The 24,406-nt window shown below is 63.2% G+C and carries 26 protein-coding genes; 16 read left to right on the top strand and 10 right to left on the bottom strand.

The window, feature by feature from the left end:
- The first annotated feature begins 33 nt into the window (after positions 1-33).
- Together DBR44_RS02315 and DBR44_RS02310 are read left to right on the top strand one after the other, a co-directional pair.
- Complete coding sequence (locus tag DBR44_RS02315; protein WP_233578310.1) at positions 34-1,425, top strand: aminopeptidase P family protein; 1,392 nt, start codon at positions 34-36, stop codon at positions 1,423-1,425.
- A gap of 479 nt (positions 1,426-1,904) precedes the next feature.
- Entirely contained in the window at positions 1,905-2,507 is a 603-nt protein-coding gene (locus tag DBR44_RS02310; protein WP_124641665.1) for a CBS domain-containing protein, read from the top strand.
- Between the two features lie 40 nt (positions 2,508-2,547).
- On the opposite strand, the gene DBR44_RS02305 is transcribed toward DBR44_RS02310, so the two are convergent.
- A complete protein-coding gene (locus DBR44_RS02305) occupies positions 2,548-3,030 on the bottom strand; it encodes an Lrp/AsnC family transcriptional regulator (RefSeq protein ID WP_124641663.1) in 483 nt (160 codons plus the stop codon).
- 119 nt (positions 3,031-3,149) lie between these two features.
- Here DBR44_RS02305 and DBR44_RS02300 point away from each other — a divergent pair, with 119 nt between their 5' ends.
- Entirely contained in the window at positions 3,150-4,055 is a 906-nt protein-coding gene (locus tag DBR44_RS02300; RefSeq protein ID WP_124641661.1) for a DMT family transporter, read from the top strand.
- Between the two features lie 203 nt (positions 4,056-4,258).
- Here the strand turns inward: DBR44_RS02300 and DBR44_RS02295 are convergent, their stop codons facing one another.
- The 3 genes from DBR44_RS02295 to DBR44_RS02285 form a co-directional block, all read right to left on the bottom strand.
- A complete protein-coding gene (locus DBR44_RS02295; protein WP_124641659.1) occupies positions 4,259-4,603 on the bottom strand; it encodes a hypothetical protein in 345 nt (114 codons plus the stop codon).
- Positions 4,604-4,780: 177 nt separating this feature from the next.
- Positions 4,781-5,755 (bottom strand): DUF2145 domain-containing protein, encoded by a 975-nt coding sequence (locus DBR44_RS02290; protein WP_124641657.1) that lies wholly within the window; start codon positions 5,753-5,755, stop codon positions 4,781-4,783.
- The gene (locus DBR44_RS02285; protein ID WP_124641655.1) at positions 5,719-6,222 is read right to left on the bottom strand and encodes a hypothetical protein; all 504 of its coding nucleotides are present in this window, start codon (positions 6,220-6,222) and stop codon (positions 5,719-5,721) included. Before DBR44_RS02285 ends, DBR44_RS02290 begins: the two co-directional genes overlap by 37 nt.
- Before the next feature lie 247 nt (positions 6,223-6,469).
- Between DBR44_RS02285 and DBR44_RS02280 the strand changes: the two genes are divergently transcribed.
- The 7 genes from DBR44_RS02280 to DBR44_RS02250 all read left to right on the top strand — a co-directional run bounded on the left by DBR44_RS02280 (position 6,470) and on the right by DBR44_RS02250 (position 13,801).
- Complete coding sequence (locus DBR44_RS02280; protein ID WP_158613542.1) at positions 6,470-7,522, top strand: AraC family transcriptional regulator; 1,053 nt, start codon at positions 6,470-6,472, stop codon at positions 7,520-7,522.
- Between the two features lie 307 nt (positions 7,523-7,829).
- Positions 7,830-8,720 carry an N-carbamoylputrescine amidase gene (gene aguB / locus DBR44_RS02275; RefSeq protein ID WP_124641651.1) on the top strand — a complete coding sequence of 297 codons (891 nt, stop codon included), beginning with the start codon at positions 7,830-7,832 and terminating at the stop codon, positions 8,718-8,720.
- A gap of 96 nt (positions 8,721-8,816) precedes the next feature.
- Complete coding sequence (locus DBR44_RS02270; RefSeq protein WP_124641649.1) at positions 8,817-9,902, top strand: ABC transporter ATP-binding protein; 1,086 nt, start codon at positions 8,817-8,819, stop codon at positions 9,900-9,902.
- Positions 9,892-10,782, top strand: coding sequence for an ABC transporter permease (locus tag DBR44_RS02265; protein ID WP_124641647.1), 891 nt, complete (start codon positions 9,892-9,894; stop codon positions 10,780-10,782). Before DBR44_RS02270 ends, DBR44_RS02265 begins: the two co-directional genes overlap by 11 nt.
- Position 10,783: 1 nt before the next feature.
- Positions 10,784-11,572 (top strand): ABC transporter permease, encoded by a 789-nt coding sequence (locus DBR44_RS02260; RefSeq protein WP_103525836.1) that lies wholly within the window; start codon positions 10,784-10,786, stop codon positions 11,570-11,572.
- 67 nt (positions 11,573-11,639) lie between these two features.
- Positions 11,640-12,683 (top strand): extracellular solute-binding protein, encoded by a 1,044-nt coding sequence (locus DBR44_RS02255; protein WP_124641645.1) that lies wholly within the window; start codon positions 11,640-11,642, stop codon positions 12,681-12,683.
- Positions 12,684-12,763: 80 nt separating this feature from the next.
- Entirely contained in the window at positions 12,764-13,801 is a 1,038-nt protein-coding gene (locus tag DBR44_RS02250) for a histone deacetylase family protein (RefSeq protein WP_124641643.1), read from the top strand.
- A 47-nt stretch (positions 13,802-13,848) separates the two neighbouring features.
- On the opposite strand, the gene DBR44_RS02245 is transcribed toward DBR44_RS02250, so the two are convergent.
- Positions 13,849-15,465, bottom strand: coding sequence for an FMN-binding glutamate synthase family protein (locus tag DBR44_RS02245; RefSeq protein ID WP_124641642.1), 1,617 nt, complete (start codon positions 15,463-15,465; stop codon positions 13,849-13,851).
- 119 nt (positions 15,466-15,584) lie between these two features.
- A complete protein-coding gene (locus DBR44_RS02240; protein WP_124641640.1) occupies positions 15,585-15,992 on the bottom strand; it encodes a ribonucleotide reductase subunit alpha in 408 nt (135 codons plus the stop codon).
- A 179-nt stretch (positions 15,993-16,171) separates the two neighbouring features.
- Between DBR44_RS02240 and DBR44_RS02235 the strand changes: the two genes are divergently transcribed.
- Entirely contained in the window at positions 16,172-17,032 is an 861-nt protein-coding gene (locus DBR44_RS02235; protein ID WP_233578307.1) for a DMT family transporter, read from the top strand.
- A 14-nt stretch (positions 17,033-17,046) separates the two neighbouring features.
- Here the strand turns inward: DBR44_RS02235 and DBR44_RS02230 are convergent, their stop codons facing one another.
- Both DBR44_RS02230 and ompR read right to left on the bottom strand, forming a co-directional pair.
- Complete coding sequence (locus DBR44_RS02230) at positions 17,047-18,366, bottom strand: ATP-binding protein (protein WP_233578305.1); 1,320 nt, start codon at positions 18,364-18,366, stop codon at positions 17,047-17,049.
- Between the two features lie 3 nt (positions 18,367-18,369).
- Positions 18,370-19,095 carry a two-component system response regulator OmpR gene (gene ompR / locus DBR44_RS02225; protein ID WP_124641638.1) on the bottom strand — a complete coding sequence of 242 codons (726 nt, stop codon included), beginning with the start codon at positions 19,093-19,095 and terminating at the stop codon, positions 18,370-18,372.
- Between the two features lie 215 nt (positions 19,096-19,310).
- On the opposite strand from ompR, the gene DBR44_RS02220 reads away from it, so the two are divergent.
- From DBR44_RS02220 to DBR44_RS02210, 3 genes are all read left to right on the top strand, one after another.
- On the top strand, positions 19,311-19,523 hold the full coding sequence (locus DBR44_RS02220) for a hypothetical protein (RefSeq protein WP_124641636.1): 213 nt from the start codon (positions 19,311-19,313) through the stop codon (positions 19,521-19,523).
- Between the two features lie 91 nt (positions 19,524-19,614).
- Positions 19,615-19,986 carry a hypothetical protein gene (locus tag DBR44_RS02215; protein ID WP_124641634.1) on the top strand — a complete coding sequence of 124 codons (372 nt, stop codon included), beginning with the start codon at positions 19,615-19,617 and terminating at the stop codon, positions 19,984-19,986.
- Positions 19,987-20,034: 48 nt separating this feature from the next.
- Positions 20,035-20,502, top strand: coding sequence for a hypothetical protein (locus tag DBR44_RS02210; protein WP_124641632.1), 468 nt, complete (start codon positions 20,035-20,037; stop codon positions 20,500-20,502).
- Between the two features lie 62 nt (positions 20,503-20,564).
- Here DBR44_RS02210 and DBR44_RS02205 read toward each other — a convergent pair whose 3' ends face one another.
- Positions 20,565-21,539, bottom strand: coding sequence for a quinone oxidoreductase (locus tag DBR44_RS02205; RefSeq protein ID WP_124641630.1), 975 nt, complete (start codon positions 21,537-21,539; stop codon positions 20,565-20,567).
- A 216-nt stretch (positions 21,540-21,755) separates the two neighbouring features.
- Between DBR44_RS02205 and DBR44_RS02200 the strand changes: the two genes are divergently transcribed.
- Positions 21,756-22,295 carry a heme NO-binding domain-containing protein gene (locus DBR44_RS02200; protein ID WP_124641629.1) on the top strand — a complete coding sequence of 180 codons (540 nt, stop codon included), beginning with the start codon at positions 21,756-21,758 and terminating at the stop codon, positions 22,293-22,295.
- Positions 22,292-23,710, top strand: a complete 1,419-nt coding sequence (locus DBR44_RS02195) for an ATP-binding protein (protein WP_124641627.1) — start codon at positions 22,292-22,294, stop codon at positions 23,708-23,710. Before DBR44_RS02200 ends, DBR44_RS02195 begins: the two co-directional genes overlap by 4 nt.
- Here DBR44_RS02195 and DBR44_RS02190 read toward each other — a convergent pair.
- Positions 23,652-24,221: a YqiA/YcfP family alpha/beta fold hydrolase gene (locus tag DBR44_RS02190; RefSeq protein WP_233578303.1), complete on the bottom strand. Its 570-nt coding sequence runs from the start codon at positions 24,219-24,221 to the stop codon at positions 23,652-23,654. The genes DBR44_RS02195 and DBR44_RS02190 overlap by 59 nt on opposite strands.
- Positions 24,222-24,406 lie beyond the last annotated feature (185 nt).

Raw genomic sequence — 24,406 nt, 5'->3', positions numbered from 1 at the left:
AACACGGCTGACATGGTTGAAAAAGGAGTGAACATGATGTTTTCTGCCGCCACCTATCAGCAGCGCCGCACCGCGCTGCAACAGTCTTTGTCGGGCAGCCTGCTGCTGTTCGTCGGCAATGTGGATTCGCCGATGAACTACCACGACAACATCTTTCCCTTTGTGCAGGATTCCAGCTTTCGCTACTTCTTCGGCCAGAACCAGCCGGGTATGGCGGCGCTGATCGACTGTGCCAGTGGTGTGGCCACGCTGTTTGGCAATGATCCGGACGTGGCAGACATTGTCTGGACTGGTCCGCAGCCGATGCTGGCCGAGCGCGCCGCGCGTGCCGGCATCACAGCCAGCCAGCCGTATGCGGCACTGGAGCAGGCGCTGGCGGATGCGGTGGCTGCCGGCCGAACGATTCACTATCTGGCACCCTATCGTGGTGAAACCCGGCTGGAGCTGGGTCGCCTCTTGGGCGTGCATCCGGCCGAGGTGGCCGCCGGCTTTTCGCCACAGCTGACCCGCGCCGTGGTGGCGCTGCGCGAGATCAAGAGTGCCGAGGAAGTGGCCGAAATGGAGGCTGCATTGGCGGTGACCGGTGCCATGCACGTGGCGGCGATGCAGTCTTCGCGACCGGGCGTGGTGGAACATCAGGTGGTGGGCATCATGGAAGGCATCATGCGCCGTCACGACTGGCAGTTGGCTTACCCCTCCATTTTCTCGCGTCGTGGCGAAGTGCTGCACAACCATGCCCACGACAATGTGCTGCAAAAGGGTGATCTGGTGCTGAACGACACCGGTTGTACTTCCGGTGGCGGCTACGCCAGCGACATCACCCGTACCTTCCCGGTGGGCGGGCGCTTCAACCAGCAGCAGCGCGAGTTGTACAACATCGTGCTGGACATGCAGCTGCAAGCCATCGCCGCCATCAAGCCGGGGGTACGTTATCTGGACGTGCACAAGCTGGCGGCGCAGGTGATGGTGGAGGGCATGCGCGAGCTGGGCTTCTTCCACGGGCCAGTGGAGGAGATTGTCGACTCTGGCGCCTATGCCATCGCCTTCCCGCATGGGCTGGGCCATCAGATCGGCATGGATGTGCACGATATGGAAGGGCTGGGCGAGGATCTGGTGGGCTATGACGACACCGTGCAGCGCAGCCCGCTGTTTGGCATGGGCTATCTGCGCCTGGGCAAGGCGCTCAAGGCCGGCATGGTGCTGACGGTGGAGCCGGGCATCTACTTCATCCCGGCGCTGATTGAGGCCTGGCAGGCCGAGGGCCGCCACAGCCAGTACATCAACTATGCGCGTTTTGCCGAGATGACCGGCTTTGGCGGCATCCGCATCGAAGACAATGTACTGGTTACCGATAGTGGCAGCCGCGTGCTGGGCGAGCCGATTCCCAAGACGGTGGACGAGCTGGAAGCCATCATGCAGATGTAAGCCTGCCTTGGCATTGCGACACCACAAAACCGCCGTTTACGGCGGTTTTTCAGGCTGCTGACAAAGTGATTTGGTACGATGCACCAGGACCCGGCACCGCCGGGCCTCTTTAGGTAAGTGGTTGATTCCGCAGCCTTCCTGTTTCATCCCTATCCCCCCGCCCTTGCCCTGCAAGGGAGCCTCGCTTTCATTTCAGAAAGCGAGATGAGGCATGTCAATACCAAACAAAAACCGCCGTTTACGGCGGTTTTTGTTTGGATGGCCAGCCCCGTCGGTGGCTGCCGGCAACACAAATTTGCAGCCTTGGCTCAACAGCGGCCTTGCATCCGGAAAATCCTGCCTAGAATGAAATCTGCACCGTAGCGGGGGAGACAGCGCCGGCCCAGCCCGTTAGCGACACGACAGTCAGTCCGCCGTGCCACTGTGACCAGGCCTCGCCGTCTGGCCAGACAACAACATCGATCCAGCTGGAGAGTCACATGGAAACTTCATTTCAAGCGCTGCCATCCATGGCCATGCCCAAACATACCGACCTGGTGCATCTGGACCAGCGTCCGCTGCGCCCCATCAATCTGAAAAGTCCGGCGCTGGAGGTGATGACCGACCTGCGCATCATCGACCCGGTCAGCATCGGCGAAGATGAAATCCTGCGCCACGCCCACAACCTGATGATCAGCCGTGGCATCCGCCTGTTGTTTGTGCAGGACGAAGACAGCCGGCTGGTGGGCCTGATCACCGCATCCGACATCCTGGGCGAGCGCCCGGTGCAGTGCATGCTGGGGCATGGCAAGCGCCATGACGAAGTGCTGGTGCGCGATGTGATGACCCCGCGCAGCGAGCTGGAAATGCTGTCGCTGGCCGATGTGCAGCACGCCACCGTCGGCCACATGGTGGCCACGCTCAAGCAGCAGGGCCGGCAGCATGCGCTGGTGGCCGAGCTGGACCTCAATACCGGCCATTACCAACTGTGTGGCATGTTCTCCACCTCGCACATGGCGCGGCGGCTGGGCATGCCGCTCAACTTCATGCGGGTGCCGCAGGCGCTGTCGGAAATCCAGCACGCGCTGTTGCACGAGGGTTAACGGGGTAGGGCTGGGCTACTATCAAACCGGTCCAGCCCGCTTAGCCCGCCGCATCCTGGGGCACGGCCGTGCTGTACTTGGTGGTTTCCATCACCACCAGCGACTCGAACTCGCGCACATTGTCATTGCTCATGATGTGCTCGCGGCAGAAGCGCTCGTAGTCCCCCATGTCGCGCACCAGCACCACCAGCACAAAGTCCGGCCGCCCGGTCACGTGGTAGCACTCCACCACTTCCGGCGCGGCGCGGATGGCCTGCTTGAAGGCATCCACCAGCGCAATGCGTTCGCGCTCCAGAATCACGTTCACCACCAGCCGTAGCGGCCGCCCCAGCACGGCCGGGTCGACCAGTGCCACTTCGCGGCGGATGATGCCCTCGCTGCGCAGCCGTTTCAGCCGCCGGGTGACCGCGGTGGGCGACAGGCTGACAGCCTCGGCCAGCTCGTCGTGGGTGCGGCGGGCATCATCCTGCAGCAAGGCCAGCAGTTTGCGGTCATAGCTATCCAGCACTATTTCATTGGTCATATCAGAAATCCTGCATTACTTTTCCGAAAACTTCAGTTTGCGTGCATTCTGGCGCAGTAAAACGCAGCGGCGCAAGCGCCAGCGCTGCCTACACTGGCTGCATCTTCAGGAGATGCTCCATGTCTACATCCAGTGCCGTACTGGCCCCGTCCTTTTTCCGCAGCGCCGGCGCAGAGCGCTGGCTGCCCATGGCCCTGTTCTGTGCGCTGGTGCTGCTGTGGGCTTACAACTACGTGGTGATGAAGCAGACCCTGCAGGCCACCACGCCCATCACCCACCTGATTTTGCGCACCTCGCTGGGCAGCCTGACCTTGTTTGGCGTGCTGCTGGCCCGCGGCCGCGCCATCCGGCCGCAGCGCCTGGTTCAGGCGGCGCAGGTGGGGCTGAGCACCACCTTTCTCTACAGTCTGTCCATTACCCTGGCGCTGGTGGCCGGTGCCGCCGGGCGTACCTCGGTGCTGGTGTTCACCATGCCGTTCTGGGTGGCGCTGTTGTCGCGCTGGCTGCTGGCCGAGCCGTTTACCCGCCGTAGCCGACAGGCGCTGGCCGCCGGCTTTGCCGGCCTGATGTTGATCGTGGCACCCTGGCAGTTGCACGGCGGGGTGCTGCCGATGGCGCTGGCGGTGCTGGCCGGTTTCTTCTGGGCGCTGGGTTCTGTGCTGAGCAAGCGGGTGACGCAGGATGGCGGCATGGACAGCCTGAATTTTTCCGCCTGGCAGGCGGTGATCGGCCTGCTGCCCTTGCTGGCGCTGTGGCCATGGGCCGATTTTGCCCATATCCGCTGGTCGGCAGGTTTTGTGCTGGGCATGTTGTATGCGGGAGTCCTGTCCAGCGCCGTGGGCTGGCTGGCCTGGCTGTGGCTGCTCAAGCGCCTGCCGGCCAGTACGCTCAGTTTCAATGCGCTGGTGATTCCGGTGCTGGCGGTGGCCATGGCGGCCAGCCAGTTGGGGGAATGGCCGGCCAGCCGCGAACTGGCCGGCATGCTGCTGGTGGGGGCCGGCATCGTGCTGATTGCCCGGCGTTAACAAGCTGTTAACGATCTGTGCTAGGCATCTGTGCTAGGCGGGTGATCCTGCGTTGAAATGGCGTTCAACATGCGCATGGATGCCCTGTTCATTGCGCTTTTTCACGCTATTGCGTCTTGTCTGAACCTTTGTTCTCTAGATTGTGCACACCTTCTAGGCTTGCTACTGGATGGCCTGTGGGCCGCTTGCGGCCGGGTGGCGATTTACACCACCAATGAAATCAGCGTCCCCACGGTGACGGCTGCGGCGGCCCAGCGGCCGGCGGTGAAATAACTGTTGTCCGCGCTGCTGCTGGGCTCGGGGGCCGGGGTGGTGGCGGCCGGGTCTGGCAGGTTCAGTACGCCGTAGGTAAAGGATTTGACCGCAGAAGGCGTGTTGTCGTCGCCAGTACTACTGTTATCCCCGCTGGTGCTGGTCTTGCCGCTGCTTTGCAGCTTGACCACGGTGGAGGGCGAAGGCTGCTCCGGTGTGCCGTCCTTGGCGTCCAGCGCCGTCTTGCCTGCCTGCTTGTTCGCGAGCGCCAGTTTGCTGGCGTTGCTGCTCGTCACTGAATTTGTCTTGCTGATATCCATCATGAGCTCGCTACAGGGTAATGATGATCGATGCTTCATTATCGACAGCCCGTGGCGGCGGCATGAGGGGGCGCAATGTAAAGATCAGGTAAAGAAAGGTAAGCGAGGTGTGCGCTGCGTGGGCGTGCCGGGCTGGCTGGCCCGCCGCAGGAGCTAATCCAGCTGTTGCACGGTGTCGCCGTTGGCCGGGCGGCAATCAGTGGCCATGTCATCCCAGCCGCGATGCGTTACCAGCGTGTGCTCGCGCAGGCACAGCTGGATGCGCTCGGTGCCGGCAATCTGCTGCCGGACAAAGCTTTCGATACCTGCCGGCAGGCTCACCTGATAGCGGCGCGCGTCCAGCTCGGCGGCAGGGTGGTCGTCGTTATGCACCAGCGGCACCACATGGGCGGCCCACACCATGTAGCGGTGTTTCACATCAACGCTATCCGGGCGGTAGCCCTGCTGTTGCAGCCAGTCCTGTGCCTGCTGGCGCGCCGCATTGCCGCCGGGCAGGCTGCCCCAGGCATGGGCCAGCAGCTCCACCAGCCACTGGTTGCAGTTCTGGTAACGGGTGGAATAGGGGTAGGCATTGGCGCTGTAGTCGGCAGACAGCAGCTGCAAGGCCAGCTTGTTGTCCAGCGCGGCCTGCCGCAATGGCGCCTCTTGTGCCGGGGGCAGCAGCAGGATGGACAGATAGACCGTGCTGCCTTGCGGCTGGTCGATCAGAAAACCCGGCAACCCCTGGTCGTACAGGTGGGGGCGTTGCTCGTCGCAGGCGTAATACAGCTGGCGCACCGACCACGGCGAATTGGGGTTGTCACGCAGGCTGATGCCGGCATGCGACAGGCGAATGTTGAAGCGCTCCAGGTCCAGCCCGGAGCGGGAGATGATGGCCGCCTGGTGGCCGGACTGCTCCAGCAGGTTTTTCACCTGCTGGCTGAACAGCAGCAGGCTGCTCTTGCGCGCCACGCTCGCTGGCGAGGACTGTTCGCAGAACAGCAGCGAGGAGGCCCCGGCCTTGGCGGGCAGCAGGGCCGCGCCCAATGCAAACAGCCCTGCGGTCAGCAGGGCCTGGGCGATGCGCGCCGGCTGCCGCATGGGCCGGCTAATCAGGAAACCACCTTGGGCTGCACGTCGGATTGCCATGCCTGATCCAGCAGCAGGGCAAACGGCTGCCGCTTGTCGGCGCGGGCAAAGGCCAGGCCATAAGCCTGTTTCTGTGCATGCACGATCTGGCCGACTTCCACGCCAGCATGTTTCACGTCGGCCTGCGCCACAAACAGGTTGAACGGCTCCGTGGCATTGGCCGCGGCCAGCGGCACCAGCGTCAGCTGGGTTTTGCCCGGCTGGTTTGCCTGAGCCACGGCGACGACCTTGTAGTCGCCTTCAGCAATCTTGCCAATGGCCTTGGACGAATTCTGCAAGGAGGTGGAAATGCTGCCTACCGTCGCGCTGACGCTGTCGGAAACGGAGAGCAGGGATACGGCAGCGTGTGCCGTACCGCACAGCAAGCCCAGGCTAAGCAGCAGGGAGCCGGCAATGGTTTTCTTCAGGTGGGTCATGGTCTTGGTGTTATCTATCAAGGTGCGGAATCTTGCGGTGAGAAAAATCATTGCAGCAGCGGCCTCCTGAGGATTGCGGGCGGCCGGTAAACCGGCAGGAACAAGCCTGTTGTCAGGCAGGATCAAGCCAGCCGTGGCAACGGTGGACTGCATGCGCAGGCCTATTGTTCCCAGTGGGCGCTGCATGGCACAAGCGGATTTACAAAAATTGATTGGCCATCCAGCTGCCTGGCTTGTGTGGCGGCAGCCAAGACGGCAAGATCAGGCCATTGCACGGCAAACCGCGAGGAAACCCCGCTTGGCCCAGTCTTCCTGCAACGACAGCGCTGTTCTGCCCGGCAGCGACAATCCATCCGGCCGGCCGGTGTCGCTGCACGCCATCGTGGCCACGGTGAATGTGCTGGCCGAGCAGGGCATTGCCGCGGCCGATCTGTTGGCTGGCAGCGGCATTCCACCGGAGCGGCTGCAGGAGCCGGCACGGCTGGTCAACCATCACCAGGAAATGACGGTGTTCGACAATGCCCGCCGCCTGGCCTGTGACGAATCGCTGGGCCTGCGGCTGGGGCGCGCCATGCACACCTCCAATTACGGCATTCTGGGCTACACCATGCTGGTCAGTCCCACGCTACGGGTGGCACTGGAAACCGCCATCCGTTTTCCCTTGCTGCTGGCCAGCTATTTTACCCTGCGGCTGGAAGAACGTGGCAAGGAAGCCTGGCTGCTGGCCGATGATTACCACTACCGGGCCGACCTGCTCAGTTTCAATGCCGAGATGTGCTTGTCGTCGATGTGGAGCATCGCCGGCGACTGCATGGGCGTGCGCTGGAGTCCGAAGGCGGTGCACATGAGCTTTGCCCAGCCGGCCCACGCCGGGCTTTATCCGGCCATTTTCGGCCATGCCGGCCAGTTTGACATGGCGGACAATGCGCTGGTGTTTCCGGCCAAATGGCTGGACCGCCCACAGCCGCTGGCCGATGCCGTCAGCTTTCACATGGCGCAGGAGCAATGCCAGCGCCAGCAGGAACAATGGGCCAGCAGCCATGGCTCGGCCCTGGTGGCACGGGTGCTGCGGCTGATCCAGTCCGACCCGGTACGCTTTGCCCGGCTGGACGAGCTGACCGCCACCCTGCACATGTCGGAGCGTACCCTGCGGCGCAAGCTGGCCGCACTGGGCACCTCCTTTCAGGCCTTGCTGGATCAGGCCCGCCATCAACAGTCCCTGCATCTGCTGCATGACACCAGGCTGTCCATCGGCATGATTGCCGAACGGCTGGGTTTTGCCGAATCCGCCAGCTTTCGCCACGCCTTTGCCCGCTGGACCGGCAAGCGCCCGTCCGACCTGCGCCGCTAGGCCGCTGCGGTCCTGTTCCGGGCCAGCGCGGCCGGTCTACCCGTTTTCTTGCCCTGCCTGCCCTAGCCATCTGCGGCCCGGGCAGCGCATTGCAGCATCGGCAGTTGGCCATCTGGCCACATGATTTGGCCGGAATTATCCCTTAGTTGACCGCTTTGTATCTTTCGCTGCGCTGCCTTGTTGGCAGAATGAATAAAAAAATAACGGACCACTTCGCAGCCCGAATTCGCCCGCGCCGTGACTGTTGCCAACAGTCATTGCCCAGGGCGGCAGCCTGTCCGTTTACACAAGAGTGGAGGAGAAACCAATGAGCAAGGCATCCGTCGCCGTCATCCAGATGGCAGTCGATCCCGTCTCGCGCCAGCACAACTGGCAGCAGGCAGAAACCCTGATCCGCCAGGCCGCAGCACAGGGCGCACAGATCATCCTGCTGCCCGAACTGTTCGAGTGGCGCTATTTCTGTACCGAGCAGGACGCGCGCTACCACGCGCTGGCTGAACCGCTGGCCGGCCACCCGGCGGTAGCGCATTTTTCGCGGCTGGCCGCCGAGTTGCAGGTGGTGTTGCCGCTGAGTGTGTTCGAAGCCGCCGGTCAGGCGCGCTACAACACCGTGGTGATTATCGATGCCGATGGCAGCGTGCTGGGGCACTACCGCAAGACCCACATCCCGGATGGTCCGGGCTATTCCGAAAAGTTCTACTTCAATGGCGGCGATACCGGCTTCAAGGTATGGCACACCCGCTATGCCAGGCTGGGCGTGGGCATCTGCTGGGACCAGTGGTTCCCCGAAAGCGCCCGCGCCATGGCGCTGCTGGGGGCCGAGCTGCTGTGCTACCCCACGGCAATCGGCAGCGAGCCGCAGGACGCCACGCTGGACTCGCGCGACCACTGGCAGCGCACCATGCAGGGCCATGCTGCCGCCAACCTGATGCCGCTGTTTGCCGCCAATCGTATCGGTAGCGAGCAGGGCCGCGACTTTTCCCAGACCTACTACGGCAGCTCCTTCATCACCGATGGCAAGGGTGCTGTGCTGCACCGTGCCGGGCGTGATGAACAGGCGGTGCTGGTGCAGGACTTCGACCTGGCAGAACTGGCCGCCGTGCGCGCCAGCTGGGGCGTGTTCCGCGACCGTCGGCCGGATGCCTATGCGGCGCTGCTGACGCTGGACGGGCACACGCCCGTCCCCACCGCCGGCTAAACCTCCCTCATTTCCGAAGTATTGCGTGTCTGCGCATGACCCATCTGTGGGCAGGGCGCGGCCATGTTATCCACTGTATTCCACAGGAGGACTGCCATGACCGGCAACCGTGTGGCGATTGAGATCGACCATGTCTGCAAGCGCTTCGGCGCAGGCGAACAGGCCGTGCTGGCGCTGGACCATATCGCGCTGGATATCCGCGAAAACGAATTCTTCACCCTGCTGGGGCCGTCAGGCTGCGGCAAGACCACCTTGCTGCGGATGATTGCCGGCTTCGAGGATGTCAGTGCCGGCGACATCCGCCTGTATGGCGCCTCGCTCACCGGCAAGCTGCCCTTCCAGCGCCCGGTCAACACCGTGTTCCAGAGCTATGCGCTGTTCCCGCATCTGACCGTGGAAGAAAACATCGCTTTCGGGTTGGAAATGCGTGGTTTCAAGCCGGCTGACATCAAACCCATCGTGGCGGAAAAGCTGGAGCTGGTGAAGCTGTCGGGCTTTGCCCGCCGCCGTCCGCACCAGCTGTCCGGTGGCCAGCAACAGCGGGTGGCGCTGGCGCGGGCGCTGGCCCCGTCGCCCAGGGTGCTGCTGCTGGACGAATCGCTGTCGGCGCTGGACCTGAAGCTGCGCAAGGAGATGCAGGTAGAGCTGAAACGGCTGCAGCGCGAAACCGGCATCACCTTTGTTTTCGTCACCCACGACCAGGAAGAAGCGCTCACCATGTCGGACCGCATCGCGGTGATGTCGGCCGGCAAGCTGCAACAGGTGGGCAGCCCGGAAGACATTTACGACCGGCCGGCCAATCGCTTTGTCGCCGACTTCATCGGCGAAACCTCCTTCCTGCAAGGCCAGGTGGCGGATGGTCAGCTGCAGTTTGGCGCAGCAGGCAGCCTGTCCTGTCAGGTGCTGGATCAATCACACGATGGCGCGGCAGCGCTGGCCGTACGGCCCGAACGGCTGCAACTGTCGGCCACCGGCAGCGGACTGGCCGGGGTGGTGGCCGAGGTGGTGTATCGCGGCGTGGACACCGTCTATACCGTGCAACTGGCCGATGGCCAGCCCTGCCGGGTGCGCCATACCAATGACAGTGGTGCCTCGCGCCTGGCACGGGTGGGCGATGCGGTGCGGGTCGCCGCTCAGCCGGGAGCCTTCCATCGTCTGCAGGAGGCCGGCCATGACGCTTGATCCCTATCGCCGCACGCGCCGGCGCTTGCTGCTGGCTCCCACCACGCTGACCCTGCTGCTGTTCATGGTGCTGCCCATGCTGCTGATGGGCTGGATGTCGCTGCTGGCACCGGACACCTATGGCGGGGTGCGCTGGAAGGAGTGGAGCCTGGATGCCTATGTGCAGTTTCTGTACGAGCGCGATCTGGACGACAGCCTCACGCTGAATAGCGATTACCTGCAAATCTTTGGCCGCTCCTTCCTGCTGGCCGGCTTTGCCACCGTGGTGACGCTGCTGATCGGCTTTCCCACGGCGCTGTATATCGCGCTGAAAGAGGAAAAGACCCGCCAGCGGCTGATTCTGCTGATTTCCATTCCCTTCTGGACCAACCTCTTGGTGCGCACCTATGCCTGGATGCTGCTGCTGCGCAATGGCGGGCTGATCGACAGCAGCCTGTCCTGGCTGGGCTTGAGTCAGGGCGCGCTGGATGTGCTGTACACCCCCACGGCGGTGGCCATCGGCTTCGTTTATTCCTTCCTGCCCTTCATGGTGCTGCCCATCTACACCAGTCTGGAAAAAATGGACTGGCGGCTGGTGGAGGCGGCATTCGACCTGGGTGCCAACCGCTGGCTGGCCCTCAGGCGGGTGATTCTGCCGCTGGCCATGCCCGGCATCGTGGCGGGCTGTTTACTGGTGTTCATCCCGGCCATCGGTTCCTACTTCATTCCCGAGCTACTGGGCGGCGGCAAGAGCCTGATGATAGGCAATCTGATCCAGAACCAGTTTGGCACTGCCCGCAATTGGCCGTTCGGGGCGGCCCTGTCCTTCATGTTGCTGGCGCTGGTACTGCTGGTGATGTGGATCTACACCAGACGCTTCCAGCGTCCGCCGGGAGAATGACATGCAAGCATCCAATACGCTGTGGCGCTTTCGCGGGGTAACACCCACCGCCATGCTGGCCTTTGTCTATCTCTACCTGCCCATCGTGGTGCTGGTGGTGCTGTCCTTCAACGCCAACCGCATTGCCACGCTGTGGACCGGTTTTTCCTTCGACTGGTATCTGAAGGTGATGGACAACGACAACATCCTGCGGGCGACCAAGAACTCGCTGATCATCGCCTGCGGGGCCACGGTGCTGGCCACCAGCTTTGCCACCATGGCGGCGCTGGCCATGGCCGGCAAGCGCTTTCGTGGTCAGGCCTTCATCAATGCCATGCTGGGCCTGCCGCTGCTGGTGCCGGAAATCGTCACCGCCGTGGCGTCCTTGCTGTTCTTTCTCGCGCTGGGGCTGGACCTGGGGCTGCTGACGGTGCTGATTGCCCACACGGTGTTCTGCATTCCCTTTGCCTACCTGCCCATCCGCGCGCGGCTGGAAGGGCTGGACCCACGGCTGGCCGAAGCCGCGGCCGACCTGTATGCCGGGCCGTTTGCCACCTTCCGCCGCGTCACCCTGCCGCTGATCCTGCCGGGCGTGCTGTCTGGTGCCATGCTGGCCTTCATCGTGTCGCTGGACGATTTCGTCATCACCTTTTTCGTGGCCGGTGCCGGTGCCACCACGCTGCCGGTGTACATCTTCGGCCTGATCCGCATGGGGATCACCCCGGAAGTGAATGCGGTATCGGCGCTGATGCTGCTGGTGTCGATTGCCTTTGTCGCGCTGTCCTACTGGATGGGCCAGCGCAAATCCTGAACCGGGTCGGCGGTCTGGTCCGCCTCTCATTTTTCGCTGCTTGTTCACCCTACGAAGGAGAAATGCCATGAAAGTCTGCAAACTGCATTCGCTGGCCCTGGCTGCGGGCCTGCTGGTATCCGCCTCGGCCATGGCCGCTGGCGAATTGAACCTGTACAACTGGTCCGACTACATCCCGCAGGATTTGCTCAAGCGCTTTGAAAAGGAAAGCGGCATCAAGGTGAACCTGGATGTATTCGATTCCAACGAGTCCCTGCTGGCCAAGCTCAAGGCCGGGGCCAAGGGTTACGACGTGGTGGTGCCGTCCGACTACATGGTGAAAATCATGATCGAAGAGGGCCTGCTGGAAAAAATCGATGCCAGCAAGATGGCCAATTTCAAGCTGGTGGAAGCCCCGCTCAACAAGCCGGATTTCGACCCGCAGCGTGCTTATTCCGCACCATACATGTGGGGTGTCACCGGCTTTACCTATGACGCCAGCCGCGTGCCGGGCGGCAAGCTGGACAACAGCTGGAAGAGCTTCTTCACCCCGCCGGCCGCGCTCAAGGGCAAGGTGGTGGCGCTCAACGACGTGGCCGAGCTGTACAAGGCTGCCGCCATCTACCTGAAAGTGGATCAGTGTACCGAGGACCCCAAGCAGGCCAAGCGCATCCAGGACCTGCTGGAAGCACAAAAGCCCATGCTGGCCATGTATAACTCCGACGGCACCATCGAGCGCATGCAGGCGCAGGAAGTCATCCTGCACCAGCAGTGGAACGGCGCGGCCTACCGTACCCGCCAGAAGCTCAAGTCCGCCGTGTTTGTCTATCCGAAAGAAGGCATCCCCTTCTGGAACGACAATCTGGTCATCCCCAAGGGGGCGAAGAACCGCGACAACGCGCTCAAGTTCATCAACTGGATGATGGAGCCTAAGAATATTGCCGAGGCCTCCAACTTCACCGGCTACAACAATGCCATCAAGGGCAGCTCGGCTTATTTTGTGGCCGACCTCAAGGCCGATCCGGCCATCAACCCCACGGCCGCCATGCGCGCGCTGTTCGTGCCCAACAAGAACTGTTCGGCCAAGGCCAATGCCCTGCGCGACCGGGTGTGGACCAAGCTGAAGAAATAAGCTTCGCCGGCTGACGCCGGCATTTCCTTACCACCACGACATAATGCCGCTGGCTCCCCGCCCGCGGCAGGGAGACCTGCATGCTGACGATTTACAGTGACGACCACCACCTGCACCACGGCAATGCCGAACTGATCGACGGCACCCTCAAGCCCTGCTTCGAAATGCCCAGCCGCGCTGACATGGTGTTGCAGCGCGTGCGCCAGACTGGCCTGGGCGACATCATCGCCCCCACCGAGCACGGGCTGGAGCCGTTGCTGCGGGTGCATGACGCCGGCTATGTACGCTTTCTGGAGCAAGCCTGGAGCTTATGGCAGGCCCAAGGCCGCAACCATGACGCGCTGCCGCTGGTGTGGCCGGTGCGCGGCCTGCGTACCGACCGCATTCCGCAGGACATCGACGGCCTGATGGGTTATTACTCTTTCGATGCCGGGGTGCCGATCACCGCCGGCACCTGGCAGGCCATCCGCTCTTCGGCCAATGTGGCGCTGACTGCGCTGGATGTCATGCAGGCCACCGGCCACAGCACTTTCGCCCTGTGCCGTCCGCCGGGCCACCATGCCGCGGCCGACTATATGGGCGGCTATTGCTATCTGAACAATGCCGCCATTGCCGCCCAGGCCATGCTGGACAAGGGGGCCAGACGGGTGGCGATCCTGGATGTGGACTATCACCACGGCAATGGCACCCAGAGCATCTTCTATGCCCGCGAGGATGTGCAGTTCCTGTCGCTGCACGGTGACCCGCTGGTGGAGTATCCCTATTTCCTCGGTCATGCCGACGAAACGGGTGCGGGCCAGGGGCTGGGCTTCAACCACAACTATCCGCTGGCCCACGGCACCGACTGGTCGCACTACGGCCCGGCGCTGGCCGATGCGTGTAACAGGATTGCCGCCTATGCGCCGGATGCGCTGGTGGTATCGCTGGGGGTGGATACCTTCGAACAGGACCCGATCTCGCGTTTCAAATTGAAGAACGCCGACTATCTGCGCATGGGCCAGCTGATCGGTACGCTAGGTTTGCCCACCTTGTTCGTGATGGAGGGTGGCTACGCGGTGGAGGACATCGGGGTGAATGCGGTGAATGTGCTGGCTGGCTTTGAGGGTGTGGCCGGTTGATGGCAGGAGGGAGGCTTGCCTCCCTCGCCGTCGCGCAGACCTAGTGTTCAGGCATGGGCCGGGGCTGGGGCAAAGCTGCCCGCCTGCGCCATGCGCCACATGCGGCCGTAGAACTCGGCCTTGATGTCCTCGCCCAGTAGTTCTCCTGCTTGCAGGAAGACGTGCAGCTGCGAGTACAGGCGGATTTCGGTATCGCTCACCCGCCGCACCAGATGGTGGGCGGCCAGTTGCTCGGGGTGGGTGAGGCCGGCGGCGGCCAGCATCTCGGCCAGCGCATGCAGGGTGTTGCGGTGGAAATTGAACACCCGCTCGGCCTTGTCCGGCACCACCAGCGCACGCTGGCGCAAGGGGTCCTGGGTGGCCACCCCGGTGGGGCAGCGGTTGGTATGGCAGCTCTGGCTCTGGATGCAGCCGACGGCAAACATGAAGCCGCGGGCGGAATTGGCCCAGTCGGCACCGATGGCCAGCATGCTGGCAATGTCGAAGGCGCTGACGATCTTGCCGCTGGCCCCCAGCTTGATCTTGTCGCGCAGGTTCAGCCCCACCAGGGTGTTGTGCACAAACAGCAGGCCCTCGCGCAGCGGCACGCCGATGTGGTCGGTGAATTCCAGCGGTGCCGCGCCGGTGCCGCCTTCCTTGCCATCCACTACGATGAAGTCCGGCAGGATGCCGCTCTCCAGCATGGCCTTGGCAATGGCCATGAATTCCCAGGGGTGGCCCAAGCAGAACTTGAAACCCACCGGTTTGCCGCCGGACAGTTCGCGCAGGCGGGCGATGAAGGCCATCATCTCCAGCGGGGTGGCAAAGGCGCTATGGCTGGATGGCGACACGCAGTCCTGCCCCAGCGGCACACCACGGGTGGCGGCAATTTCCGGCGTCACCTTGTGCTTGGGCAAAATGCCGCCGTGGCCCGGCTTGGCCCCCTGGCTGAGCTTGATCTCGATCATCTTCACCTGCGGGTTTTGCGCCTGTCTGGCAAAACGTTCCGCATCGAAATGGCCCTGCGCATCGCGGCAGCCAAAGTAACCGCTGCCCAGCTCCCATACCAGGTCGCCACCGTGTTCCAGATGATAGGGGCTGATGCTGCCCTCGCCGGTATCGTGGTAAAAGCCGCCCTGTTTGGCCCCTTGATTGAGGGCGCGGATGGCGTTGGCGCTGAGTGCGCCAAAGCTCATGGCCGAGATATTGAATACCGATGCCGAGTAGGGCTGGCGGCATTGTGGGCCGCCAATCGTGATACGAAAGCCGGCCGGGTCGCTGCGCGGCGCAGGGCGGATGGAGTGGCTGATGAATTCGAAACCGCTGCCGTAGACATTCAGCATGGTGCCAAAGGGCTTGTCCGCGGCCACGTTCTTGGCTCGGGCATAAACCAGCGAGCGCTGGTCACGCGAGAAGGGCAGCTGCTCGCCGTCGGCTTCCAGCAGGTATTGGCGGATTTCCGGGCGGATGGCCTCCACCAGATAGCGGATATTGCCCAGCACCGGGTAGTTGCGCCTTACCGCATGGCGGGTTTGCCGCAGGTCCAGTATGCCGACCAGGCTGAGTACCAGGGCTGTCAGGGTGAAGGGCCACAGCCATTCGATCCGGTGCAGGGCCAGGCCGATCAGGCTAAGCAGGATGCAGGCGACAAAAAAGGCATAACGGCTGAGCAGGGACAGATTCATGCGGGCTCCGGCAGGCTGGGCTGAAACAGGTTGGAGCACGGCAAACCTGCTTGGTTGCCGGCAACGGTGTTTCAGCTTAGCGGCTGCTCAGACGCAATGCCATGCCTGGCGGCGGCAACTCAGTGGAAACGTACCGGCTCGCCGCTGGTGTCGAAAGCCAGGTAGCGCGCCACGTCGCCACCGGTCTGGATGGTCTGGATCATGCGTTTGAGCGCGGCTTCGATTGCATCAGCCGGTGGCTGCTGACCGGCCTTGCCGTCCAGACAGGCGACAAACACGATCTGCCACGGCTCGCCCATGCGCGCCGATTCGGCCTGCAGGCTGGCAAAGTCCACCAGTGCGCCAGCAGCGCGGTCCAGACACATGATGGGCAGCAGGATGCCGCCCTCGCCACGGGCGAAGCGCTCGGCTTCCTGCGGCTGGTGGTCGTCATGCAGCACGGCCTTGGTAAATACCAGCAGCAGATGCTGCGGCTCAGCTTGCTGGCGGGCCGCAGCCAGCAGCGCGTTGAAATCGTGGATGTCCATGGTGCTCAGTACAGGGTGAAGTGGCAGCTTGCAGTGTGTGGCGTGGCCATCCTGTTTGCCATCCTCCGCTGGAACTAGTTGGCAGCGGCATTGGAGGGAGCAATTCAATGGCAAGAAACAGGAGGCGGCGGCATGTTTGTCCGCTTATGCTGACAGGCATGACAAAGGGGAGGGTGGCGATGCGACGGGAAATGGCAGGACTGGTGGTGCTGGCCGCCTTGTGGGGGGCTTCGTTTCTGTTCATGCGGGTGGCGGTGCCCGCGCTGGGGCCATTCGTGCTGATTGCCTTGCGGCTGGGCTTGGCTGCACTGGTGTTGTTGCCGGTCTTGCTGCTGCGCGGAGGCCTGCCCTTGTGGCGGCAACACTGGCAGCGTATTGCCGTGGTGGGGGTGTTTCTGTCGGCGCTGCCATTTTGCCTGATTGCCTGGGCCAGCCTCAGCCTGCCGGCCGGTGTGGCTTCAGTGCTGAACGCCACCACGCCGCTGATGACGGCCTTGTGGGCCATGCCACTGGCGGGTGAGCGCATGACGCTGCCCCGCGCAGCCGGCCTGTCGCTGGGGCTGGCCGGTGTACTGGTGTTGATGCTGGGGCGCGGTGCCGCCTTCGATGTACAGACTGTGCTGCCGGTGCTGGCCATGCTGGGGGCCACGGCCTGCTATGGCTGGTCCGGTCACATGGCCAAGCGCTGGCTGCCCGGCCTGCCTGCGCTGGTGACGGCGACGGGTAGCCTGTTCAGCGGAGCCGTGCTGGTGACGCCGTTGGCTTTGCTGACCCTGCCTGCTCAGTCTCCATCGACCACGGTATGGGGAGCGGTGGTGCTGCTGGCACTGGGCAGCACCGCCCTGGCCTATCTGATTTTCTACTGGCTGATCGACAAACTGGGCGCGACCCGCGCCAGCAGCGTGACCTATCTGGTGCCGGTATTCGGCGTGCTGTGGGGCAGCCTGTTGCTGGCGGAGCCGGTGGGTGTGCTGATGCTGCTGGGAGGGGTGCTGATTCTGTGCGGGGTATTGCTGCTGGGCTGGCGGCCCCGTTCTTGAGCCGCCAGTCGGCTTCAGGCCGCTGGATGGGTGGCCAGCGGCAGCAGGATGCGGATGCGAAAGCCACCATCGGCCTCGTCGGCAAACTGCAGCTGGCCATGGTGCTGCTTGACCACCCGCGACACGATGGCCAGCCCCAGACCGCTGCCGCCATCGGTGCCACGGTGTTCGGCCAGCCGCTCGAAGGGGGCCAGTGCCGATTCGCGCAGCGCAGCGGGAATGCCCTGACCGTGGTCGATCACGCTCAGCTCGGCCATGCCGTCGCGCTGGGCGACTTCCACCCGCAGCGGCGGCTTGCCGTAGCGACGGGCATTTTCCAGCAGATTGGATAGCAGCCGCTCCAGCGCCAGTGCATCGGCCTGCAATTCCGGCTCGGCCTGGCGCAGCAGTTTCACATCCAGCCCGTCGCGGCCAAAGCGTGCCACCACGCTGTCGGCCAGCTCGGCCAGCGCCACCGGCTCCAGCCTGGCCGACTCTTCGGCACGGGCGAAATCGATGAACTGGCGCACGATGCGTGACAGCTCGTCGATGTCGGCCAGCATGTCCGGCGTATCGCTATTGTGTTCCTGTAGTTCCAGCATCAGCTTCAGCCGGGTCAGCGGTGTGCGCAGGTCGTGCGACAGCCCGGCCAGCATCAGCCGGCGCTCGCGGGCCGCGCTGTCCAGTGCGCTGGCCATGTGGTTGAAGCCGCGCGCCAGCGCCTGCAGCTCACGCGGGCCGTTTTCCTGCAGTGGTGGCGGCATATTGCCGCGCGCCAGTTCGCGTGAAGCGGCCACTACCTTGCCGATGGGGCGGGTAATGCGCCAGGCGACCAGCGAGGCCAGCAGGGTGGCCAGCAAGGTAGCCAGCAAGGCCGCCTGGATGATGGCGTAGATGGGGCGGTCGCTGTAACGGCCGAAGGGGATGACCAGCCAGTAGGGGGTGTCCAGCACATGCACGTTGACCCACAGCTCGTTGCGGTCTTCACGGCGCACCATGTAGCCGCGCACGGTGTCGTCCAGCCCCTTGCTCAGCCGGCTGACCAGGCTGCTGGCGACCCGTGGCAATTCGGTGTCGAACTGTTGCTTGGCCGCCGCTTGTTGCGGCAGCAGGCGCGGCAGGCCCGGACGGTTGTAGCTGGCCAGAAAAGCAGTGCGCTGGACGGGGCTCATATTGTCCATCGAGCCTTCGAGGAAGGCCAGTGTATCCACCACCTGGGCATACAGCTGCTTGTCCATCAGCTTGTGGCGCTCACCCGCTGCGATATAGACCGTGACGATCTGGGTGGTGACCACCACCACCACCACCAGCACGATCAGGCGAAACAGCAGGGAACCGGTCAGGCGTCGCAGCACTGCTTACTCCCGCTCGCTGCCGTCGGGCACGAACACATAGCCGTAGCCCCACACGGTCTGGATGAAGCGCAAGGGGCTGTCGCCGCCTTCCAGCGTCTTGCGCAGGCGGGAAATGTGCACATCGATGCTGCGATCCAGCGATTCGCCATTACCCTTGCCCAGCGCCATTTCCATCAGTTGCTCGCGGGTCAGCGGGCGGCGCGGGTGGGTGGCCAGTACGGTGAGCACGGCAAATTCGGCGGTGGTCAGTGACAGGGCTTGCTGGTTTTTCAGCAGCTCGCGCCGGCCCAGATTAAGCTGGAAGTCGCCAAACTCGATGACTTCGTCGGACTCGTGGCGGGCGGCCAGCGCCGGTGTGGCGTGGTGGCGGCGCAGCACCGACTGGATGCGCGCGGTCAGTTCGCGCGGATTGAAAGGCTTGGGCAGATAGTCGTCGGCACCCATTTCCAGGCCCAGGATACGGTCCACATCTTCGCCGCGGGCGGTCAGCATGATGACCGGCACCGTCTCGCCCTGGGCGCGCAGGCGGCGCACCACCGCCAGGCCGTCATCGCCGGGCATCATCACGTCCAGCACCATCAGGTCGGGGCGGTTGCGCGCCAGTTTGCGGTCCAGTTCGCGGGCATCCGGCAGCGTGTCGACCACATAACCCTGCTGTCCCAGGTAGCGGGTCAGCAGTTCGCGCAGCTTGGCGTCGTCGTCGACGATGAGAATCTTGTTGTGTTCCATGGTGTTTTCCTTGATCGCACGGCGCGGCAACGCGGCAGGCATACTGGTGGCAAAGCTTAACCCGGCCCAGCCGGCAAGGCGATGGTGGATCATGAATTTCTGTTAAACGCCATCAGGCATTCACAAAAGTTAACATTTGGTAACATGTGACACACGGATGCGCAAAAGCCACCTTCTAGACTGCCAGAGTGTGCTGCATACCGGAGATCATGATCATGAAAAACCCCTTGATTCTATTGCTGTTTGCCGTTGCTACCCTGGGCGTGGCTTCGGCTGCGCAGGCCGCCGAGCGCGGCGGTAACGGTGCGGATATTCGCGAGGCGCGCCAGCTGGCCGCACAGAGCACGCCAGTGGCGACGCCTGCCACCGGATATACCGTGCCGGATGGCGCATCGACCTCGATGCGGCGTCCAACCGGCGAAAAGTAAGCCCCATAATCATTCATGTTCCATCAGTCTTCTGCTGTGATGCCGGTGAGTCATCATGGCAGGAGGCGTAATGTCAGGTTAAAATGAAGCCATGAAGTACCATGCCATTTATGTCTTGCTGTTTGCCACGGTGACGGCGTTCGCCTTGCCGGTGCTGGCGCAGGGCCCAAATGGCGCGGAGGACGGCGCGGCGGAATTCCAGCGTTTCCCGCCCCGGCAATCAGCCGGAGAGGAACGCCGCTTGCGCAATCTGCGTCTGAAGGAGGCCGTGCAGGCCGGTGACTTGTCGCCGGAAGACGCGCGCCGCCTGCAACGCCGACATCCTCCGGGGGCGCCGCCTGCGGGTGGCATGGGTGGACCTGATCGTTTTGCACCGGATGGTTTTTCTCATCCGCCGCCGGGACAGCGCAATTTCTGGCGCGACAAGCGACAAAAGGCTCAGGAGCAATTCCAGAACGATTGATCCGGCTATCTTTGTAGCCGGACATTGCCAGTGGCAAGGATCACGGCCTTGAACAAAGCTTGGGGTAAGTGGAGTAGCGGCAACTGGCTGGTGGGTTTGGCCATGTTGGTGGGGTTGGTGTGGTCGGTGCAAGTGCAGGCGGCCCCGGATTGTGACAAGGCCATGGCGCCGCAACGCTGCGCCAGTTACCGGCAAGGCTGGCTCAGTTGTTCTGATCTGACGGCGGGGTCGCGCCGAGCCTGCATTGAGCAGTTCACCCCGGCGCTCAGCTGCCAGCGCAGCCGTGATGCCCGGCGCTGTGAAGCCTTGCTGGCGGCACAGGCGGCCTGCGAGGGTAGCGAGGGGCTGGCACGACGGCTTTGTGTGCGCGAGCGACTGCCCGCTGCCGATTGCGGCCACGCCAGCAACAAGGCCCGCTGCGAGCAACGGGCGGCGGCCGAGCAAAGCTGTGCCGAAACCGCCACCCAGCAAGGCCGCGAATGTGTGCGCAAGGCACTGGCCCCCTCAGGCAACTGAAACCAGACACAAAATAAAACCCCGCTGTCACGACAGCGGGGTTTTTCATGGCTAGCCGGTGCTCAGGGCAGCAGAATGATGGAGCCGGTAGTGCGGCGGCTTTCCAGATCACGGTGCGCCGTGGCGGCGGCGGCCAGCGGGTAGCTGGCAGATGGCTTGACTTGTACCGCACCGGCGGCAATGCGTTCGAACAAGGCTGCCGCCGATGCCTCCAGCTCCTCGCGCTGGGCAATGTAGTCTCCCAATTTGGGCCGGGTGAAAAACAGCGAACCTTTCTGCGACAGCAGCAGCGGTTCGAATGCCGGTACGGCCCCCGAGGCATTGCCAAAACTGACGAACGTGCCACGCCGAGCCAGGCTGTTCAGCGACATCTCGAAGGTGCTTTTTCCCACCGAGTCGTATACCACGGGCACGCCCTTGCCCGAGGTGATCTCACGCACCCGCGCCACCACATCTTCCTCGTTGTAATTGATGACATGGGCGCAGCCCAGCTGGCGTGCCAGCTCGCCCTTTGCGGCCGAGCCGACCGTGCCGATCACCTGCACCCCCAGTGAGCTGAGCCACTGTACGGCGATCTGGCCGACACCGCCGGCGGCGGCATGCCATAGCACGGTCATGCCGGGTTGTACTGCGAAAGTGCGGTGGATCAGGTACTCCACCGTCATGCCCTGCAGCATGATGCAGGCGGCGACTTCATCGCTGATGCTGTCCGGCAGCTTGACCAGTACGGCGGCGGGAATCAGCCGGAGCGTGCTGTAGGCCCCCAGCGGCCCGCCGGCATAGGCGACGCGGTCTCCCACCTGCACCTGCGTCACGCCTTCGCCTACGGCTTCCACCACACCGGCCGCTTCACTGCCCAGGCCACTGGGCAGGGCAATCGGATAGAGTCCGCTGCGCTGATAGGTATCGATGAAATTGATGCCGATGGCACGGTGACGCAGGCGCACCTCGCCTGGGCCTGGTTCGCCGACGCTGATGTGTTCCAGCTGCAGCACATCGGGTGATCCGGTGACATGAAAACGGATGGCCTGGCTCATGGTACGGTCCTTTTTCCAGCATGATGACATGCCATCGAGTCTGCACCGCAGGCCACTGCCATGCAAGCCGCGTCCAGAGAACAGAGTGTTTCCCGCAGGTGGTGACTTGGTGTTTGGCCGGTTTTCTTCCTACATTGAATCCATGGTGCCCTGTTGCGTGCAGGGTTAATCGTAGCGGGCAGAGCAGCGCATGCAAGCCACACGAAGGGAATAAGCATGAAAGGCGTGGTGTTTACCGAGTTTCTGGAAATGGTGGAGAGCCGCTTTTCTACCGACATGGTGGATGACATCATCGAGGATGCCGGCATTAAATCGGGAGGGGCCTACACCGCGGTGGGCAGCTATCCTTTTGCCGAGATGGTGGCGCTGGTGACGGCCTTGTCGCAGCGCAGCGGACTGGAAGCGCAGGCACTGATCTACACTTTCGGCCATTACCTGTTCGGCCGCTTTGCCCTGCTGTATCCGTACAGCATCCAGGGCTGCAGCAGCGCATTTACGGTGCTGGGCAATATCGAGAAGCACATTCATCAGGAAGTACAAAAGCTTTATCCGGATGCGCAGCTGCCGCAAATCGAGGTGCTCAGCAGCGACGCGCGCTGCATGGCCTTGCTGTACAGCTCGCCGCGCTGCCTGGCACCGTTGGCCTCCGGCCTGATCCAGGGCGCGCTCGATCATTTCGGTGAGCAAGGGCGCGTCGTGGCTGAGCCATTGAGCGAGGATGGCAGCAAGGTACGCTTCGTGGTGGAACTGGTATGAGCGATGACGAACTGGCCCAGTTGCAAGACCAGCTGCTGCGCTTCCAGAAGCGCTACCAGCGTGAGAAAACCGCGCGCAAAGAGGCCGAGGTGCTGCTGGAACAGCGCAGCCGCGCCTTGTACGACGCCAACTTTGAACTGTCCACCGTAGCGGCCCAGCTGGAAAAAATCGTCGAATGGCGCATGGCACAGCTGTCCGAGGCGCTGCTCAAGGCGGAAATGGCGGCCAAGTCCAAGTCGGAATTCCTGGCGGTGATGAGCCACGAAATCCGCACGCCGCTCAATGGTGTGCTGGGCATGGCCGAGCTGCTATCGCATTCGCGCCTGACACCGGAGCAGGGCGATCAGGTGGCCACCTTGCAGGAGTGCGGCACTTCGCTGCTGGCCCTGATCAACGATATTCTCGACCTGTCCAAGATTGATGCCGGCAAGCTGACGCTGGAGCAGCGACCTTACAATCTGTATGCCTTGCTCGATAGCGTGGTGAATCTGTTTGTGCCCAAGGCGATGGAGGCTGGCCTGCGCATCGAATGGCAACGGCCGCTGGGCAGTGCCTGGCTGCTGGGTGATGCCACCCGGCTGCGCCAGATCACCAGCAATCTGTTGAGCAATGCCATCAAGTTTACCCATCAGGGCGGCATCACCGTGACGGTGGGCATCGAGCCGCTGGAAGATACCTTCGACATGAAGCGCCTGGTGCTGGTGATTCGCGATACCGGCATCGGCATGACCCAGGAACAGCTGGGCAAGGTGTTTACCGCATTTGAGCAGGCCGACTCCACCACGACCCGGCGCTATGGCGGTACCGGGCTGGGGCTGGCCATCTGCCGACGGCTGGCGGAGGCCATGGGCGGGCGCATCGATGTCAGCAGTGAACACGGCGTGGGCAGCAGCTTCAGCGTGCACTGGGTGGCCACCGAGGCCAGTGCGCCGGCGGCTGAGGCACCCGCTGCGGTGCTGCCGGTGGAGACGCCAGCTCCCGGCGTGGCACCGTTGTCGGTCATGGTGGCCGAGGACAATACGGTGAACCAGAAGCTGATTATCAAACTGCTGGAAAAACTCGGTTTTCGCGATGTCATGCTGGCGGGCAACGGGCGGCAGGCGCTGGAGCGGGTCAGCCAGGGCGGGGTGGAGCTGATCCTGATGGACATGCAGATGCCGGAAATGGACGGGCTGGATGCCACCCGCGCCATTCGCCAGCTGGAGCTGGACTACCAGCCGCACATCATTGCGCTGACGGCCAATGCCTTCGACGAAGACCGCGAACGCTGCCAGCAGGCCGGCATGAATGACTTCCTGTCCAAACCGGTGAGCCTGGAGCGCCTGTCAATGGCCATGCAGCGTGGCAGCAAGCTGCTCAGCCAGCAGAAGCTGCCCAGCCCAGCAGGGGCGGCAGACACTCAAGCCAGCGCTTGAGACGGTGGTCGTCGCCATTGAAAATGGTTTGCCGGTGGCCACGGTAATAGCGCGCTGCGGCCTGCCAGTCCAGCACCTCGTCCGCACTGCCCAGCCATAGCCAGTATTGGCCGGCTGCTGGTGCTGGCAGACGCATGGCCAGCAAGGCCTGCATGTCGGCATCATCCAGTACGTACTCTTCCCCGGTGTAAGGATTACGCTGCGCACCCAGATAGCGCTGCAGATCGATATATGGCGTGATGGCCGGATTGATCAGCGCGGCCTTGCGGCCATGTTTTTCTGCCAGCCAACCGGCGTAATAGCCGCCCAGTGAACTGCCGATCAGCCAGCTGTCGGCGGGCAGTGACAGCAATAATTCTTCCGCCTGACGCATGGCCGTGGCCGGATGAGGCGACAGCTTCGGGCAGTACAAGGTGAGGTTGGGTGCATGCTGGGCCAGCCAGGCTGCTGTTTCCTGTGCTTTCAGCGATTGCGGGCTGGAGTTGAAACCGTGCAGATAAATGATATGCATGATGCGTGTGCAAAAAAGAGCAGAGTGATGACAAAGGCCCCCGCGTCTGCTGCGATGACAACGAGACATCCTTGCAGGGCAAGGGCGGGGGATGACTATTTGGCAGGCAAGTTGAAAAACCAGCAGCCTGGAGGGCGAGGCCGGGCTGGCCGGGGCGGCGTATGGCATCCCACCCCTTGTTTGCA

This window comes from Aquitalea sp. FJL05, from assembly GCF_003852595.1.
In the GTDB taxonomy this organism is placed as follows: Bacteria; Pseudomonadota; Gammaproteobacteria; order Burkholderiales; family Chromobacteriaceae; genus Aquitalea; species Aquitalea aquatilis.
The sequence above is the reverse complement of the archived record's forward strand: the minus strand, read 5'-3'. Positions and strand labels throughout refer to the sequence as shown.

Coding starts and splice junctions, on each gene's coding strand:
- DBR44_RS02315 (WP_233578310.1), top strand. CDS start 34: ATGATGTTTTCTGCCGCCACCTATCAGCAGCGCCGCACCGCGCTGCAA.
- DBR44_RS02310 (WP_124641665.1), top strand. CDS start 1,905: ATGGAAACTTCATTTCAAGCGCTGCCATCCATGGCCATGCCCAAACAT.
- DBR44_RS02305 (WP_124641663.1), bottom strand. CDS start 3,030: ATGACCAATGAAATAGTGCTGGATAGCTATGACCGCAAACTGCTGGCC.
- DBR44_RS02300 (WP_124641661.1), top strand. CDS start 3,150: ATGTCTACATCCAGTGCCGTACTGGCCCCGTCCTTTTTCCGCAGCGCC.
- DBR44_RS02290 (WP_124641657.1), bottom strand. CDS start 5,755: ATGGCAATCCGACGTGCAGCCCAAGGTGGTTTCCTGATTAGCCGGCCC.
- DBR44_RS02285 (WP_124641655.1), bottom strand. CDS start 6,222: ATGATTTTTCTCACCGCAAGATTCCGCACCTTGATAGATAACACCAAG.
- aguB (WP_124641651.1), top strand. CDS start 7,830: ATGAGCAAGGCATCCGTCGCCGTCATCCAGATGGCAGTCGATCCCGTC.
- DBR44_RS02270 (WP_124641649.1), top strand. CDS start 8,817: ATGACCGGCAACCGTGTGGCGATTGAGATCGACCATGTCTGCAAGCGC.
- DBR44_RS02265 (WP_124641647.1), top strand. CDS start 9,892: ATGACGCTTGATCCCTATCGCCGCACGCGCCGGCGCTTGCTGCTGGCT.
- DBR44_RS02260 (WP_103525836.1), top strand. CDS start 10,784: ATGCAAGCATCCAATACGCTGTGGCGCTTTCGCGGGGTAACACCCACC.
- DBR44_RS02255 (WP_124641645.1), top strand. CDS start 11,640: ATGAAAGTCTGCAAACTGCATTCGCTGGCCCTGGCTGCGGGCCTGCTG.
- DBR44_RS02250 (WP_124641643.1), top strand. CDS start 12,764: ATGCTGACGATTTACAGTGACGACCACCACCTGCACCACGGCAATGCC.
- DBR44_RS02245 (WP_124641642.1), bottom strand. CDS start 15,465: ATGAATCTGTCCCTGCTCAGCCGTTATGCCTTTTTTGTCGCCTGCATC.
- DBR44_RS02240 (WP_124641640.1), bottom strand. CDS start 15,992: ATGGACATCCACGATTTCAACGCGCTGCTGGCTGCGGCCCGCCAGCAA.
- DBR44_RS02235 (WP_233578307.1), top strand. CDS start 16,172: ATGCGACGGGAAATGGCAGGACTGGTGGTGCTGGCCGCCTTGTGGGGG.
- ompR (WP_124641638.1), bottom strand. CDS start 19,095: ATGGAACACAACAAGATTCTCATCGTCGACGACGACGCCAAGCTGCGC.
- DBR44_RS02220 (WP_124641636.1), top strand. CDS start 19,311: ATGAAAAACCCCTTGATTCTATTGCTGTTTGCCGTTGCTACCCTGGGC.
- DBR44_RS02215 (WP_124641634.1), top strand. CDS start 19,615: ATGAAGTACCATGCCATTTATGTCTTGCTGTTTGCCACGGTGACGGCG.
- DBR44_RS02205 (WP_124641630.1), bottom strand. CDS start 21,539: ATGAGCCAGGCCATCCGTTTTCATGTCACCGGATCACCCGATGTGCTG.
- DBR44_RS02200 (WP_124641629.1), top strand. CDS start 21,756: ATGAAAGGCGTGGTGTTTACCGAGTTTCTGGAAATGGTGGAGAGCCGC.
- DBR44_RS02195 (WP_124641627.1), top strand. CDS start 22,292: ATGAGCGATGACGAACTGGCCCAGTTGCAAGACCAGCTGCTGCGCTTC.
- DBR44_RS02190 (WP_233578303.1), bottom strand. CDS start 24,221: ATGCATATCATTTATCTGCACGGTTTCAACTCCAGCCCGCAATCGCTG.